Origin of the sequence: Kocuria varians, from assembly GCF_006539885.1 — a bacterium.
Lineage (GTDB): Bacteria > Actinomycetota > Actinomycetes > Actinomycetales > Micrococcaceae > Kocuria > Kocuria varians.
Genome location: NZ_BJNW01000030.1, coordinates 1 through 14,663, shown reverse-complemented (window position 1 = coordinate 14,663; position 14,663 = coordinate 1). Strand labels below are relative to the sequence as shown.

Annotated in this window: 13 protein-coding genes, 3 pseudogenes and 1 other annotated feature; of the genes and pseudogenes, 5 read left to right on the top strand and 11 right to left on the bottom strand. The window is 66.4% G+C overall.

Annotated elements, in window-relative coordinates; translation table 11 throughout:
- Positions 1-76: 76 nt before the first annotated feature.
- The 3 genes from KVA01_RS12260 to KVA01_RS12255 form a co-directional block, all read right to left on the bottom strand.
- A complete protein-coding gene (locus KVA01_RS12260) occupies positions 77-934 on the bottom strand; it encodes a hypothetical protein (RefSeq protein ID WP_141270515.1) in 858 nt (285 codons plus the stop codon).
- 484 nt (positions 935-1,418) lie between these two features.
- Positions 1,419-1,586 carry a hypothetical protein gene (locus KVA01_RS12680; protein ID WP_170221169.1) on the bottom strand — a complete coding sequence of 56 codons (168 nt, stop codon included), beginning with the start codon at positions 1,584-1,586 and terminating at the stop codon, positions 1,419-1,421.
- A gap of 114 nt (positions 1,587-1,700) precedes the next feature.
- Complete coding sequence (locus KVA01_RS12255) at positions 1,701-1,901, bottom strand: hypothetical protein (protein ID WP_141270513.1); 201 nt, start codon at positions 1,899-1,901, stop codon at positions 1,701-1,703.
- A gap of 93 nt (positions 1,902-1,994) precedes the next feature.
- Between KVA01_RS12255 and KVA01_RS12675 the strand changes: the two genes are divergently transcribed.
- Positions 1,995-2,147, top strand: coding sequence for a hypothetical protein (locus KVA01_RS12675; protein WP_170221168.1), 153 nt, complete (start codon positions 1,995-1,997; stop codon positions 2,145-2,147).
- Between the two features lie 18 nt (positions 2,148-2,165).
- Here the strand turns inward: KVA01_RS12675 and KVA01_RS12250 are convergent, their stop codons facing one another.
- The 6 genes and pseudogenes from KVA01_RS12250 to KVA01_RS12225 form a co-directional block, all read right to left on the bottom strand.
- On the bottom strand, positions 2,166-2,363 hold the full coding sequence (locus KVA01_RS12250; RefSeq protein WP_141270517.1) for a helix-turn-helix domain-containing protein: 198 nt from the start codon (positions 2,361-2,363) through the stop codon (positions 2,166-2,168).
- A pseudogene (locus KVA01_RS12245) lies at positions 2,336-2,674 on the bottom strand (integrase core domain-containing protein); the annotation flags it as partial. The gene KVA01_RS12250 and the pseudogene KVA01_RS12245, both read right to left, overlap by 28 nt.
- Positions 2,675-2,695: 21 nt before the next feature.
- Positions 2,696-3,984, bottom strand: a protein-coding gene (locus KVA01_RS12240) for an IS3 family transposase (protein WP_141270511.1) whose coding sequence is annotated in 2 segments (ribosomal slippage) — positions 2,696-3,711 and positions 3,711-3,984 — 1,290 coding nt in all. Because the reading frame shifts where the segments join, the coding sequence is not laid out codon by codon here.
- A gap of 339 nt (positions 3,985-4,323) precedes the next feature.
- Positions 4,324-5,319 (bottom strand): UDP-glucose 4-epimerase GalE, encoded by a 996-nt coding sequence (galE, locus tag KVA01_RS12235; RefSeq protein ID WP_013160161.1) that lies wholly within the window; start codon positions 5,317-5,319, stop codon positions 4,324-4,326.
- Positions 5,320-5,364: 45 nt separating this feature from the next.
- Positions 5,365-6,753, bottom strand: coding sequence for an MFS transporter (locus KVA01_RS12230; RefSeq protein ID WP_141270509.1), 1,389 nt, complete (start codon positions 6,751-6,753; stop codon positions 5,365-5,367).
- 22 nt (positions 6,754-6,775) lie between these two features.
- Positions 6,776-9,844: a glycoside hydrolase family 2 TIM barrel-domain containing protein gene (locus KVA01_RS12225; RefSeq protein WP_141270507.1), complete on the bottom strand. Its 3,069-nt coding sequence runs from the start codon at positions 9,842-9,844 to the stop codon at positions 6,776-6,778.
- Between the two features lie 348 nt (positions 9,845-10,192).
- On the opposite strand from KVA01_RS12225, the gene KVA01_RS12220 reads away from it, so the two are divergent.
- From KVA01_RS12220 to KVA01_RS12210, 3 genes are all read left to right on the top strand, one after another.
- Positions 10,193-10,450 (top strand): hypothetical protein, encoded by a 258-nt coding sequence (locus KVA01_RS12220; RefSeq protein ID WP_170221167.1) that lies wholly within the window; start codon positions 10,193-10,195, stop codon positions 10,448-10,450.
- 75 nt (positions 10,451-10,525) lie between these two features.
- Positions 10,526-11,131, top strand: coding sequence for a MurR/RpiR family transcriptional regulator (locus KVA01_RS12215; protein ID WP_170221166.1), 606 nt, complete (start codon positions 10,526-10,528; stop codon positions 11,129-11,131).
- Positions 11,132-11,182: 51 nt separating this feature from the next.
- Positions 11,183-12,447 (top strand): IS3 family transposase gene (locus KVA01_RS12210; protein ID WP_233438878.1). Its coding sequence is split into 2 segments (ribosomal slippage): positions 11,183-11,486 and positions 11,486-12,447, totalling 1,266 coding nucleotides; the frame shifts between segments, so codons are not numbered across the junction.
- Positions 11,482-11,616 (top strand) — a sequence feature (AL1L pseudoknot). It overlaps the preceding gene by 135 nt.
- Positions 12,448-12,474: 27 nt before the next feature.
- On the opposite strand, the pseudogene KVA01_RS12205 reads toward KVA01_RS12210, so the two are convergent.
- Together KVA01_RS12205 and KVA01_RS12200 are read right to left on the bottom strand one after the other, a co-directional pair.
- A pseudogene (locus tag KVA01_RS12205) lies at positions 12,475-12,906 on the bottom strand (helix-turn-helix domain-containing protein); the annotation flags it as partial.
- A 111-nt stretch (positions 12,907-13,017) separates the two neighbouring features.
- Positions 13,018-13,952, bottom strand: a protein-coding gene (locus KVA01_RS12200) for an IS5 family transposase (protein ID WP_197408445.1) whose coding sequence is annotated in 2 segments (ribosomal slippage) — positions 13,018-13,581 and positions 13,584-13,952 — 933 coding nt in all. Because the reading frame shifts where the segments join, the coding sequence is not laid out codon by codon here.
- A 46-nt stretch (positions 13,953-13,998) separates the two neighbouring features.
- Here KVA01_RS12200 and KVA01_RS12195 point away from each other — a divergent pair.
- Positions 13,999-14,556, top strand: a pseudogene (locus KVA01_RS12195) (ISL3-like element ISPfr3 family transposase); the annotation flags it as partial.
- Positions 14,557-14,663 lie beyond the last annotated feature (107 nt).

Below are 14,663 nucleotides of genomic sequence, written 5' to 3'. Positions count from 1 at the left end.
GGTATACCCCGGTACAACACCGACTCAGCCCTATGACCGACCGCCACCCGGGGAAGCGATCGAGCGTGCCGGATCATCACGGGGTGAACCAGGTCCAGCGCTCGGGGTGTCGTCGACGTGCAGCATCAACGACGAAGGTTGGGTAGAGACGCCCCTTTCCCATGAGTGCACTCATAGCCCCCACCTCCCTCTCTCCGAGCTGGTGGATTGCAGCGCTCACTTGATCGGAACCGAACACTTCTCCACACTCGGCGCACACGAGCTTCGAAGGGAAGAAGTAAAAGAGTCGACGCTGCTCCACGGGGTGTGCCCTATCCAGTTGCGGTAACGCATCGAAGAAGGCTGCCTCGAGCTGCTCGGGGGTGTCTGCGACAAACCACCCGTCTTGCCGGAGTTTCCGACCGTCGTACCAGGGCCGGATAATGGCTAGCCACTCCGGAGGAACTCCGCGCTTGGCCATGTTTTTTGACATCTGAAGATGACCGTCGTCGTCGTACACGGGTCCGTCATCGAGTGCCCAATGGGCATGTCGCGCATCGAAGCGCCACTTCTCTTCTTCGGTTAGCGTGACACCGCGTTCGACAACCCGCGTCACCTCGACAGGCGAGGTGGTCCTGAGGAAAACTCCCCTCGTCCGCCCGATCTGAGGGTAGTCATGATCCAGCAGCAAGCCACCACGGGAGGTCACCTCATAAACATCCCCGGGAGGTCGGCTGCCATTGGGATGCAGGTAGTTAGTGGCGTAACGGCGGGCGCTGTTAACGTCCGTGGTGACGTAAACGTAATTCGAACCATAGATCGAGCCTGGCGCGTATTGGTAAGAATCCTGCAACCCTTGGCTCTTGGCGGAGATAATTTTATCGCCAACCTGGAGACCCGGGACGCCCCCATGGAAGAGCGGCCGACCGTGCTCAGGACCCTTTGACGCGTTCATGTTGTCTATTCCTCTCAATTTCGCGTATGCGCGGACGGTCGCCCGGCCAGGCTTCCCAGCCAACGTCCGCGCAGCTGTTCGAGGGAGCCCGCTCGCTCGCCGCTGAGGGGGGAGAGGGCGGGCGAGCGGGCCATGTCCAGGAACCTACTCCGTATCGGCGGCTGGATGACGGAACGAGAGCACGGTCCAGCCAGCGAAGCCGAACACGCCCGCGACCGCACTCCAGAGGATCAGGCAGGCTGAGGATGATGCCGCCCTGACGGCGATCCTCCAGGCCGTCCTCGGCGAGGGCACCCTCGAGGAGGTCGCCGGCGAGTACCGCGACGCTCAGCACTCGCTCGACGGGTGGGTCCGTGGCATGGCGGCGCGTGGTGTTCCCGAGGTACAGCTCGCCGCGCGCTCTGGCCTGTCGCGCATGACCGTGCGGAAGCGCCTCGGGAAGTAGCACCGGCGGGCCGGGGCTCTGGCCCGCCGGCGCCGGTGGCTACGGCAGCGGCACGATCCCGCTGCCGGCGGTGACCACGGCGGCGAGCAGCGCCACGATCACGGCACCCCCGCAGCCGCCGTCCGAACCCGCGACCTGGTGGGTCACCGGGCAGACGGTCCCCGGCCGGTGCCTCTGGATCTCGTCCCGCTTGGTGAACTGGCACATGTGGCACCTTCCTTCCCCCGCCCTCCGGGCGGGCGTCGCCGGGAGGGCACTGGGTGCGCCCCGATAGTCCGGCTTTCGCCAACAGTGGGCGGCGAGAAGGCCTGGGCTTTCGAATCAGGAGGTGGTGAGCAGCGTGGTCCACACGAGCGCGGTGCCGAGCACGACGGCGGCGGTGCTGACGTAGACCAGGGCGCGCCGGCGACCACGCAAGCGCTCCGTCAGGCGGCCGGCGCGGTGGGCGTCGAGCCACGCGGCGCCGTTGATGATGAGGCCGCCGGCGCCGGCGGTGAGCAGCAGGAATCCGAGCAGGATCACGGCGTCGCCGTCCTCTCCTGTGCGGGGTCTCGCGGCAGCCTCGATCGGTCGGGGGTCGCGCGTAGGGTGGCTCGCTCACGGTGACGGGAGGAGGTGAGCCGAGGCATCACGGAGGCGCTGGTCATGGGCATGGGACTGGTGGCGGCGGTGCTCAACTTCGGGAGCGCGGTGCTGCGTCTGGCGGAGACGCTGGCCGCGCGTCCGGGGCGGCCGGTCGGGCTGCGGGCCGGTCGGTACCGGCGGTGAGCACGGGAGGGGTCGACCTCATGAGGTCGACCCCTCCTCGCGTGCGATGAGGGCCGCGGTCTCCTCGTAGCAGCGTTGGATGTAGGCCTCGAGCTCGGCGTGCTCGACGCGCCACTGCCCGCGGCCGCCGACCTGGATCGCGCGCAGTTCCCCGGAGCGGACGAGCACGTAGGCCTGGGAGCGGCTGATGTGTACTGACCGGAGACGTTGGTCAATCGTGAGAAGGGCGGCTGGTTCCCGCAGGCCGTGTGGGGCCGGTGGTGGTTGTAGTAGTGCAGCCAGCCGTCGAGCTCGCCGCGGCGCTCGGCTTCGGAGGTGTAGCAGCGGGCGTAGGCCCAGCCGTCGGCCAAGGTTCGGTGGAAAAGTTCGATCTTTCCGTTGGTCTGCGGCCGATATGGCCGGGTCCGCTTGTGCGTGATACCGAGCTCGGCGCAAGTGTCGCGCCACAGGTGCGACTTGTAGGCGCCACCGTTGTCCGAAAGGACTCGCTCAACGGTGACTCCGCGGGCGTTGAACCACTCAACTGAATCGGCCCGGGTTCTCTGCCGCTACTTTGCGGGTTCGGGCTCTCGGCTGAGGGCCTCGTAGTGGAGCGTCTCGGACTCTACCGGGGTGAGCATCCCGAGAGTGCCGTGGAGGCGGCGGTTGTTGTACCAGTCGACCCAGCCGGCGGTCGCGAACTCGACGTCCGCGAGAGTCCGGAACGGCCCGGAGTGGAAGACGGTCGTGCGGATGCACTCGGTCTTGTAGAGCCCGTTGATCATCTCCATCAGCGCGTTGTCATATGCGTCGCCGACGGTCCCGATCGACGGGGCGATGCCCTCGAGGGCGAGGTGCTCGGTCAGTCGAATGGCGGTGTACTGGGATCCCGCGTCGCTGTGATGGATCAAATTCCCTGGTGAGACTGGGTTTCCTTCCCTTTCGCGTTGCCAGAGCGCGATCCGCAGCGGGGTCATGACCAGGTCGACCTTCTTCGATGTCGAGGCGTGCCAGCCGACGATCCGTTGGGCGAAGACGTCGACGACGAACGCGACGTAGACGAACCCCGCCCAGGTGCGGACGTAGGTGAAGTCCGTGACCCAGACCCGGTTCGGAGCCGGGGCGGTGAAGTCACGATTCAACAGGTCATTGGCTCTTTTCCCGTCCGGGTCGGAGATCGTCGTGCGGAGCTTCTTGACGCGCCGGACGCCCTCGAGCCCGAGGGTGCGCATCACCCGGTCCACCGCCCCGCGAGACGTGCCGACGAGGCCCTTCTGACGGCGGAGCAGGGCGACCCACTTCCGTCGCCCGTAGAGGCCCTCCGGCGTCATCTGGATGAGCCCGGTGACGCGGTTGGTCGTCCAGGCGAGCTCGCGAATCTTGTCCTCGACCAGGGCGTCTGTGACGGTGCGGGCAGCGATCCGCGTCGGATTCTTCCAGGCTCGGTAGGTGCGTGCAGCGATCTCCAGGCCCTGCTGACGCAGGACGCGGAGGATCGACTCGACTGCATAGCCCTCGGCGCGCATCTCGTCGATGAACGCCAGGATCAGCGGCTGCGGGGGTCGAGCTCCCCCGCGAAGAAAATTGAAGCCCGACGAAGGATCTCATTGTCCTCACGCAACCGCTTGATCTCGGCCTTCAGTCGTTTGACCTCGGCAGACTCTTCGCTCGTGATGCCTGGACGGGTTCCGTCATCGACCTCGGCCTGCGCGAGCCAACGCCGCACAGACTCCCGCGAGACGCCTTCCTGCCGAGCGACCGCAGCGGTCGCCGCGGTCAGGGTGGGGTACTCCTGCTGGTGCTCAAGCACGAGCCGCACGCACCTCGCGCGCAGCTGGGGATCGATCTTCTTCGGCATGCTGTCCATCCTCTCGGACTCAAACAGCAGCGGCATCAAACCTGGGCCGATTCACGGCGCCACAGATCATGTGACACCTGATCGTGCATCAGTCCCAGTCGAGGTCTTCTGGATGGAAGGTGTAGGAACCCCCATCATCGGGAGACCTCGGCCCCTACCTGGCCACCGCCCCAGCTACACCCTCATCTGTGATGAGCCGATTAAGATACCCGGTGGTTGGAAAACGTCTGCCACTGAGTACTTCTCCTGGTCAACTGGCTGCGGGTTCGGGTGGTCGACATCGCGGGTGGGGTGAGGCGTGTCGTGTCCCGATGAGGCAGGTGCCGTGGTCAGCGGGTCTCACTCGCTTATGTCGGGATGGGCGGTGCGCGCCTGCCACGCCGAGGTGACCATGTCGTCGATGGAGTGGCGCATCCGCCAGTCCAGGTCGCGGGCGGCGGCGTCCCCGTTGGCGACGATGCGCGCCGGGTCGCCGGGGCGGCGCTCGCCGATCACCGGCTCGAAGGTGTGGCCGGTGCCACGCTGCATCGCGTCCATGATCTCGCGCACCGAGAGCCCGTCGCCGCTGCCCAGGTTGTACACCGGCCGCAGCTCGCGCCCCTCGGCCATCGCCGTCGCGGCGGCGACGTGGCTGGTGGCCAAGTCGGCGACGTGGACGTAGTCGCGCACGCAGGTGCCGTCCGGCGTCGGGTAGTCGGTGCCGTTGATGCGGGGCGTGCGGCCCTCGATGAGCGCCTCGATGACCAGCGGGAACAGGTTGTGCGGGCTGGTGTCGTAGACCTCGTCGGTGCCGGAGCCGACGACGTTGAAGTAGCGCAGGCTGACGTGCTGCAGCGGCGTGGCACCGTCGGTGAGCTCCAGCGCGCGGGCCTGGTCGGCCAGCAGCCACTCGCCGATCAGCTTGCTCTGGCCGTAGGGCGACTCGGGGGCGGTGGGCTGGTCCTCGGTGACCAGGTCGACGTCGGGGGTGCCGTAGACGGCCGCCGAGCTGGAGAACACGATTCGGCTGACGCCGACGCGCTGCATCGCCTCCAGCACCGCCGCGGTGCCCTGCACGTTCTGGCTGTAGGTGTGCAGCGGCCGGGCGACCGACACGCCGGCGTACTTGTACCCAGCGATGTGCATCACGCCCTCGACGTCGTGCTCACGCATCGTCCGCTCCAGCAGCGAGGTGTCCTGCACCTGGCCTTCGACGAAGTCGACGCCGTCGGGCACGAATTCCCGGTGGCCGCTGGACAGGTCGTCGACCACGATCGGGGTGATGCCCTGCTCGATGAAGGCCCGCACGACGTGCGACCCGATGTAGCCGGCTCCGCCGGTGACCAACCACGACATGTCTTCTCCTGTGTCTCTGGGGATGCTCGAAGAGGGTGCTGGTGCTCACGCGGTCACGCGGTCTGCCGACGTGCGCAGCGCCCGGTTGGCCTTCTCGACGTCGAGCCGGGTGAGGAAGGCGAGGATGATGAGGGTGGCGATGGCGGGGATCCACAGGTACATGAAGTAGAGCATGTGGATCGCGGAGCTGCTCTGGGTGGTGGCGTTGCCGACGTAGCCGCTGGCGGCCAATAGCCATCCGGCCAAGGCTGTTCCGACGCCGCCGCCGATCTTCACACCGAGGGTGGTGCAGGAGAACATCATGCCGTCGATGTGCTTGCCGGTGCGCAGGAAGGTGTACTCGGAGGCCTCGGCGATCAGCGCATTGAGAGTGCCTTGCAGGGGGCTCATGCCCAGAGAGGCGATCGCGGAGGAGGCGATCATGAGGGGGATGCTGCCCATGTAGCCACCGGCCACGACACCCAAGCGGCCCAGGACGGCGACGACGTAACCCCAGATGTTGAGGCGGTACATCTGTCCGTAGCGCTTGACCAGAACGGGGGTGAACAGCAGTCCGATGATCAGCGGAATGTTGATCGCCCATGCGAAGGCGCCCAGACGGGTCGCGTCACCGAGGACGTAGCTCATGAAGTAGATGCCCATGTTCAGGGTGGCGGTGAAGATCTGCTGGACCAGGTAGATGACCAGGATGATCAGATAGAACTTGTTGGCGAGCAGGATCCGGGCGCCCTCCTTGAACGAGTAGCGCTCGGCGGCGGCCGGATCGTGGCCCTCGTCAAGCTCTTCGGGCGGCAGCTCCTTGACCGACAGCACCGAGATCGTGTTAACCGCCAGACCGATGACGGCATAGATGATCGCGATGGCCCGCCACCCGTCGGCGCCGCCACCCAGCATGCGCACGCCCTGGACGGTGAAGGTCTGGATGAGCATGCTGGTGGCGAACGCGAACATGAAGCGGATGGAGCCCATCTGCACTCGTTCGGCGGGGTTCCTGGTGATCAGCGCCGTCAGCGCCGAGTAGGCGATGTTGTTCGCGGTGTAGAACACCGAGTTGAGCAGGATATAGGCGAGGAAGAACCAGATGTACTTGCCCGTCTCACTGAGCCCGCCGGGGATGGCGAAGCTGGCGACCAGGGTGACAGCGCAGCCGATGTAGGGCCACAGCATCCACGGCCGAGCCTTGCCCATTCGGGTATGGGTGCGGTCGAGCAAGGCCCCGAAACCGATGTCGGTGACACCATTGAACAGCTGGGCGACCATCATGAGCGTGCCGATGACACCGGCGTTGAGGCCCATCTGGTCGGTCAGGTAGATCATCAGGAAGGCCGACAGGAACGCGTAGACCACGTTGCCGGCGATGTCACCGGAGCCGTAGCCGATCTTGTTGCCCCAGGTCAGGTACGTCTTGCCAGAACTTGCAGCGTGTGTGGGCATGGTTTCGGGTCTCCCGGTGGGTTCAGCAGCGGGTGGGGGCGAGGACGAGGTCGACGTGGTACGTCTCGTCGTCGACCCGGTAGCGGGCGAGCAGCTCGGGGCCGCAGCTGTTGGAGCCGATCCCGGCCATGGCGTGGTCGATGCACAGCACCACCTGGTCGTCGGGGTCCAGCTCGACGTCGTGTCTCGTAATCGACAGCTGCTCTTGGGTGATCCGGGAGGCGTTGAACGAGAACGGTCGCGGTGAGGTGACGGTCAGGCCACGCGCCGCATCGGCTTGCTCCACACGGACCCAGTCGCAGTCTCCGCGGCTGCCGTTCTCCTGGGGGCGGAGGTAGTCGACGAACAGTCCGTCGATGCTGCTGGTGAAGTGGCCGTGGCGGCTGGCCTGCCGCTTGTCTGGGTAGTTCTCGCCCGGACCGAGCCCGACCCACGACGCCTGGTCGAGTTCCGGTGCCAGGAAGAAGCGCAGACCCAGTCGGGGCAGGGTTGGGAACCCCGGTGTGCGGGTGACGTCCATCTGGCACCGCAATCGGCCCGCGACGTCGATGGTCCAGCTGGCGTCGAGGCGCAGGATGGGCTGGATCGTCGCGGCGTCCAGGGTCATGCGGGCGCGCACCACCACGGACCCGTCAAGGGTCTGGGCGGAACACTCATGTGCGCGGACCGCGGCATACGGGTAGCGGGCCCGTTCCCACTCCAGGCGGATGCGTCGGTCGTTGTCGGTGGGCGCGCGCCAGATGTTGACCTCCGCAGGTGCCGTGAACATCTCCTGGTCGCCCACGAGCATCGACGTGGGCATCCCGGTGCCGGTGTCGAAACGGTACTGGAAGCCGTCACCACGCACCGTGATCGCGGAGGGGTCCTGCTCGACGGCGGGGGAGACGCCACCGGGCGGTGACTCGAGCAACTGCACGGACTGCTGGTTGCGGGGGTCGGCGACAGGGACGGCGACCTCATCGAAGCCGAGCTCCTGGCCCGCGGCGCGCACCGCGTCGCCGACGCGGAGGCGTTGCGTCACACGCAGGTGACAGCGCCCTACCCGCGGCAGCTGGGGGCGGCAGGTCACTTGGGTTTCGGTGTGGGGCGGAACAGGACGCGTGAAGGACAGGTCGCCACGATCTAGGACGATCCCGTCGCAGACCAGCTCCCAGGACAGGTCGACCACCTCGTCGAGATTTGTGAAGTCCAGGTCGTTGCGCAGCGTCAGCATGCCCGCGCCGGGGTCGTGCGCGACGACTCGGGCTGGGCGCTGCACGTTCTTCAGTTCCAAAAGGCCGGGGTGGGGTCGGCGGTCGGGCCACACGAGGCCGTCGACACAGAAGTTCCCGTCGTGGATGACTTCACCGGAGTCGCCGCCGTACAGGTAGCAGGGGCGGCCGTCGTCGGTGTGGCCGGCTAGGACGGCGTGGTCGCACCACTCCCACACGAACCCGCCGCACAGGCGAGGGTCGGTGTGGATGAGCTGCCAGTAGTCCTCCAGGTCACCGGGCCCGTTGCCCATTGCGTGGCAGTACTCCACCAGCACCAGCGGCTTGTCTGGATCGCCTGCGAGGTAGTCGAGCATCTCCTGCTGTGACGGGTACATGCGGCTGCACAGGTCGATGTTCGAGTAGTCATAGCTGCGCTTGGAATCGCGGTAGAAGGCGCTCTCGTAGTGGGTCACCCGGTCCGGGTCGAACTCCTTCATCCAGGCCAGGGAGACCTCGAGGGTGCAGCCATAGGCGCACTCGTTGGCGGCCGACCAAGAGAAGATGCTCGGCCGGTTCTTCTCGCGCTGGACGCAACGCTGCACGCGGTCCAGGGTCGCCTCCGTCCAGTCGGGACTGTCGGCGATCAGCTCGTTCCAGTGCTCGACGACGTTGTCCCAGGACTCGTCGGCCAGGAACTGGGCCTGCGTTCCGTGGCTCTCATTGTCGGCCTCCGACATGACCAGCAGGCCGTACTGGTCGCACAACTGGTAGAAGCGGGGGTCGTTGGGGTAATGGGAGCTGCGCACGGCGTTGATGTTGTGCCGCACCATGAGTTCCAGGTCGCGGCGCATGTGGGCGACGTCGACGGTGGGTCCGGTGGCGGGGGCGGAGTCATGGCGGTTGACGCCCCTCAACGTCACCGGGCAGTCGTTGAGGCGCAGGACCACGTCGTCGATCGAGACCTCTCGCAGACCCACCTGGTCGGTGACGACCTCGTCTCGCATCTCCAGCAACAGGGTGTACAGCTCCGGGTGCTCGGGGTTCCACAGGCGTGGCCGGTTGACGTGGAGTTCGACGGCGTGGCTGTACCCGCGGGCGTCGTTGGCCTCGGCCAGCACACCGCTGGCCACCGTCGTGCCATCTGCGCCGAGCAGCGTGGCCCGGGTCTCGACCGGGCCACCCACGTAGGAGGCACGCAGGCGCACCGTGGCGCCGGCCTCGTGGATCTGGGTAGTGGTGAAGTAGTCGAGCAGGCGACGGGTAGGGCGGTCGACGAGGTAAACGTCGCGGAAGATGCCGCTGGTGCGGAACTTGTCCTGGTCCTCGAGGTAGGTGCCGTCACACCACTTGAACACCAACACCGCCATGTGGTTGGTGCCCTCCACGAGCGCCTCGGTGATATCGAACTCGCTCGTGGCGTGGCTGACCTGGCTGTAACCGACGTAGTGCCCGTTCACCCACACGTAGAAGCAGGAGTCGACGCCCTCGAAGACCAGCGTCGTGTCGGGCGCCGCCGCGTCGGCGTGGTGATCGAAGGTGGTCCGGTAGGCGCCGCAGGGGTTGTCCACGGGGACGTGGGGCGGGTCCAGCGGGATCGGGTAGCGCACGTTGGTGTACTGGTGAGCGTCGTAGCCCTGATGCTGCCAAGTACCCGGAACGGTGATTGGAGCGAAACCCTCGACCGTGCACCCGGGGTCCATGAAGGCCTCGTCTAGGTCGTTGACCGAGTGGTGGTAGCGGAAGTCCCACTGACCGTTGAGCAGTTGGACCCGGTCGGACGACTCACGGGCGGTGACGACATCGGTCACTGCCGCTGAGGCCGGCACGAAGTAGGCATGGGCGGCCAGCGTGTTCTCGTGCAGGACCTCCAGGCCCTGGTGGTGCTTCGGGATGCTCACCGCTGCTCCTGTCCGTTCCGTCCCCGGCCACCACGACATCGACCGCCTCGGCTATCTGGGGGGAGTGCCGTGGCGACCGCATCGGCCACTTTGTGGTCCTCGGCGTTCATCACCTGCACCACCTCGAGGGAGGACATGCGGTCGAGGTCGCTGGAGGCGGTATTGCGCTGCTCGGTGGTGCTGACCTGGTGTGTGGACTCCTGAGGCGACACCGGTGTTCCCTTCCGTCACGAGTGGCTTCGTCGCCACGATCGTGACACGACATTACATCGAGATAGCCATCTATGGAATAGAATTTCAATACGAGCCCTGATGAGGGGCTGGCTACCGTTCAAGGAGCTCAGCGAGATGACCGCACCCCGCGAGGTCGCGCCCGATTCGACCGTCCCATCCCGTCTCGATGACGTCTCGTCCCAGCCTGCCGACCGCGACACCTCGCCCAATTCGACCCTCCTCGTGGAGCGCATCCGGAGGGCTCGTCCCTCCTTCTCGGCCATGGAGACCGCGGTTGCTGACCATCTCCTGTCCGACCCGTCTGCCGTCGTCTCCGCCACGACGGCCGAGCTCGCAAAGGCAGCCGGTGTGAGCCAGGCCAGCGTCGTGTGATTTGCGCGCTCCTTGGGGTATGAGGGGCTTCCGGCCCTGCGTCTTTCCCTGGCGCGAGAGCTCACGCGCCTCGACGTGGAGCATGAGCTCTCCGGTGTCGCAAGGGGTCGTATCGACGCCTCGGACTCCTTGCATGACCTGGCTCACAAGATTGGTTTCCATGAAGCACGCTCCATCGAGGACACCGTCAGCGGTCTCGACCTCACCTGCCTCGACGAGGTTGCCCACGCCATCGCCGCGCGGCGCCCTGTCACGGTGCTAGGCGTGGGGGCGTCTGGACTGGTGGCCAAGGACCTCTGTCAGAAGCTGCAGCGCATCGGACAACAGTGCCAGTTCACCTCGGACACACACCTCCAGCTGGTGCAGGCGGCTATGCGGACCCCGCAGGACGTTGTCATCGGCATCTCTTTCTCCGGACGGACCGTGGAGACTCACAAGGCCCTCGCGTTGGCCGCCAACGCCGGGGCTCTGAGCGTTGCCATCACCGGAAATCCCGATTCCCCCATCGGCCAGGTGGTCAGTCACGTCCTGACCACCACCGCGCGGGAAGATGAGCTGCGCATCGGTGCGCTCGCCTCCCGCATGGCCCAGCTCGCTGTCGTCGACGTACTGTTCGCACGAATTGCCCAGCTTCGCTTTGATGACCTCGATGCCGCGCTAGGTGTACTTCCCCGTGACTGAAGCGCCCTAAGTTTGTTGGAGGCTCCTGACCTTGGAAACGAGGATGGAGTCATGGTGTCGAATCAGGGATCTGGGAAGCCGACGACGCGTCGGTATTCGCCGGAGGAGAAGGCCGCGGCGGTGCGGATGGTGAGGACGCTGCGAGCCGAGCTGGGGACCGAGCATGGGACGGTCCAGCGGGTCGCGACGCAGCTCGGATACGGGGTCGAGTCGGTGCGGACGTGGGTCAAGCAAGCCGACATCGATGACGGGAACGTCGCTGGCGTGAGCACGGCGGAGGCGCGTCGGGTGCGTGAGCTTGAGCAGGAGAACCGTGAGTTACGGCGGGCGAACGAAATCCTGAAGCGGGCCGCGAGTTTCTTCGGGGCGGAGCTCGACCGCCAACACCGGAATTAGTCGCGTTCATCGACGCGAACAAGAACGACGTCGTCGAAGGTCGCCCGCTTGGAGTCGAGCCCATCTGCAGCCTGTTGCAGGTGGCTCCGAGTACGTACTACGCCGCGAAAGACCGTGCCCCGTCGGCGCGGGCCATCAGCGACGCGGTGGTGACGCCGGAGCTGGTGACGCTCTGGACGGACAACTACCGCGTCTACGGGGTCCGCAAGCTCTGGAAGTGCGCCCGCCGTGCCGGGATCGACATCGGCCGAGATCAGACCGGCCGGCTGATGCGCGCAGCCGGGATCGAGGGCGCAACACGCTCGAAGCGGGTCAAGACGACCAGGCCGGACCCTGCCGCCACCCGGCACCCGGATCTGGTGAGGCGGGAGTTCACCGCGACCGCGCCGAACCGGCTCTGGGTCACCGATCTGACCTTCGTGCCGACCTGGGCCGGCGTCGCCTACGTCTGCTTCATCATCGACGCGTTCTCGCGGATGATCGTCGGCTGGCGATGCGCGTCACACATGCGCACCGAGATGGTGCTCGACGCGATCGAGATGGCGCGCTGGGGTCGCGGCACTCACCACGACGATCTCCGTTGCCACAGCGATGCGGGGTCTCAATTCACGTCAATTCGCTACGGCGAACGCCTCGCCGAGATCGGCGCGACACCCTCGATCGGAACCGTCGGCGACAGCTACGACAACGCCCTGGCCGAGACGGTCAACGGCTACTACAAGACCGAACTCGTCCGCGGACCCGCCCGCCCAGGACCTTGGCGGACCGTCGAGGATCTCGAGCTCGCGACCCTCGGCTGGGTGCACTGGCACAACACCCAGCGCCTCCACGGCTACCTCGACGACATCCCGCCCGCCGAGTTCGAGCAATCGTTCTATGCTGACCAAGCCGCCACTACTGAGATGGTGGGAACCAAATAGCGCGAGTCTCCATCAGACCCAGGGCGCTTCAACGTGCACGAGCTGGCCCGGCGCGGCGACCTCGTACCGTTTCGGCTTCGGGCGGCGAACCGGCAGCCCGGTGGCCTGGTCGATGTTGATCAGCTTCGGCATCTTGTATCGGGCGAGCACCCGACCGACCGTGGAACGGTGCAACCGCAGGTGATACGCGATCCGGTGCGGACCCCACCGGCGAGTGAACCGCAACGCGACGATCCGATGCTCCGTCTTACGCGAAAGCCGGTTCGGTGACGAGGTGGGCCTCGAACTACGGTCGATCAACGGCAGCCCTGCCCGGTACCTGTCGGCCCACCGCTTCACCGTCGCGGGCGAGCACTGGAACCGTTCCGCCGCCCGCCTCAACGACCAGCCCTGTTCCACGACGAGAACAGCAAGACGACGACGCCCTTCCGGTGTCAAGGGTGCGTAAGCGTGAGTCACGAAGACCTCCGTGGTCAGGAGAGTGAGTGTGGTAACCCACATCCTGCCCGGAGGTCTTCGCTACCTCACCCGTTCACAACCTCCCGGGGAAGTACAGCTAGGGCATGTCTCTTAAATCCTGGTCCAGGTGATGCAGGCCGCGAGGACGACGGCGGCGCGGTAGGTGAGCGCGAGCTTGTCGTAGCGGGTGGCCAGTCCTCGCCACTGCTTCGCGAGAGCGAAGGAGCGCTCGACGACGTTGCGTCCCTTGTAGGCGACCGCGTCGAACCCAGGCGGCCGCCCGCCCCGGGAGCCTTTGCGCTGGCGGGAAGCGATCTCGTCCCGCTTCTGCGGGATCACGCCCGTGATACCGCGCCGGGCGAGGTGCCTGCGGTTGATTCTCGAGGTGTAGGCGCGATCGGCGAGGACCTTGTCGGGGCGAGTGCGGGGCCGGCCCCGGCCCGGGCGAGGAACCCTGATCTCGGCCAGTACCTCGATCAGCATGACGCCATCGTTGCGCTGCCCGCCCGTGACGACCGCCGCCAGCGGACGTCCGTTCCCATCGACCACGGCATGGATCTTCGTCGTCAGCCCTCCTCGCGACCGACCGATCCCGTGACCTGCAGGTTCGCGCGCACCACCCAGAGGACTGTGGACGAAGTCCTCACCGCGCGGCCTGTGATTCGCTCCGGCCCCCCCGTGTCCTGCTCGGGGCGGGTCGTGTTGCTCGCGTGCTGATGCGCACGCGTGATCGTCGCGTCGACCGACACGTCCCAGGAGATCTTCCCGGCCGCGTCGGCCGTGGCGAGGAGCTCCTGGAGGACGTGATCCCAAGTGCCGTCCGCGGCATAGCGGCGATGTCGCTTCCAGACCGTCTGCCACGGCCCGAAACGCTCTCGCGGAAGATCCCGCCAGGGGATCCCGGTGCGGTACCGGTAGATGATGCCCTCGACGATCTGGCGACTGTTCCGGAAAGGACGCCCCCGCCGGCCATCGCTCGAGGGCAGATGCGGCTGGATCTGCTCCCACTGCCGATCCGACAGGACCGCGAACCTCGACTCACTCACCCCGACATCATCCCGCGAGCCTCACCCACCATTAAGGAGACACGCCCTAGATCCCTTCCACGTCACGCGCCTCGCTGACGAGGCGCTCGATGAGTGCCGACGGCGAGTTCAGCAGGCCATCTGTGGGCACCGCGGCCGCAAGGGCGACCCGCTCTATGCCGCCCGCCGGACCCTGTCCACCGGCGCCGACCTGCTCAACGACAAGCAGAAGGACCGACTGGACACCCTGTTCGCCGACGACGCCCACGTCGAGGTCGAGGTCACCTGGAGCGTCTACCAGCGCATGATCGCCGCCTACCGCCACGAGAACCGGCGCCACGGCCGCGAGCTGATGGCCCGGCTCATCGACTCGATCAGCACCGGCGTCCCCAAGGCCCTGGTCGAGATCACCAAGCTCGGCAGGACGCTGAAGAAGCGCGCCGCCGACGTCCTGGCCTACTTCGACCGGCCCAGCACCTCCAACGGGCCCACCGAGGCGATCAACGGCAGGCTCGAGCACCTGCGCGGCTCGGCGCTGGGGTTCCGCAACCTGACCAACTACATCGCCAGATCCCTGCTCGAGACCGGCGGGTTCAGACCCCGACTACACCCTGGATTCGGATGAGCCGGTAAAACCCCTGGTCAGAGGACTTTTTTAGACATTGAACCTGAATTCCACCACGTCGCCGCACATACCAACCTCACACGACATGCCGTTTCTTGCTTTTCCGG

Coding starts and splice junctions, on each gene's coding strand:
- KVA01_RS12260 (WP_141270515.1), bottom strand. CDS start 934: ATGAACGCGTCAAAGGGTCCTGAGCACGGTCGGCCGCTCTTCCATGGG.
- KVA01_RS12680 (WP_170221169.1), bottom strand. CDS start 1,586: ATGTGCCAGTTCACCAAGCGGGACGAGATCCAGAGGCACCGGCCGGGG.
- galE (WP_013160161.1), bottom strand. CDS start 5,319: ATGTCGTGGTTGGTCACCGGCGGAGCCGGCTACATCGGGTCGCACGTC.
- KVA01_RS12230 (WP_141270509.1), bottom strand. CDS start 6,753: ATGCCCACACACGCTGCAAGTTCTGGCAAGACGTACCTGACCTGGGGC.
- KVA01_RS12220 (WP_170221167.1), top strand. CDS start 10,193: ATGACCGCACCCCGCGAGGTCGCGCCCGATTCGACCGTCCCATCCCGT.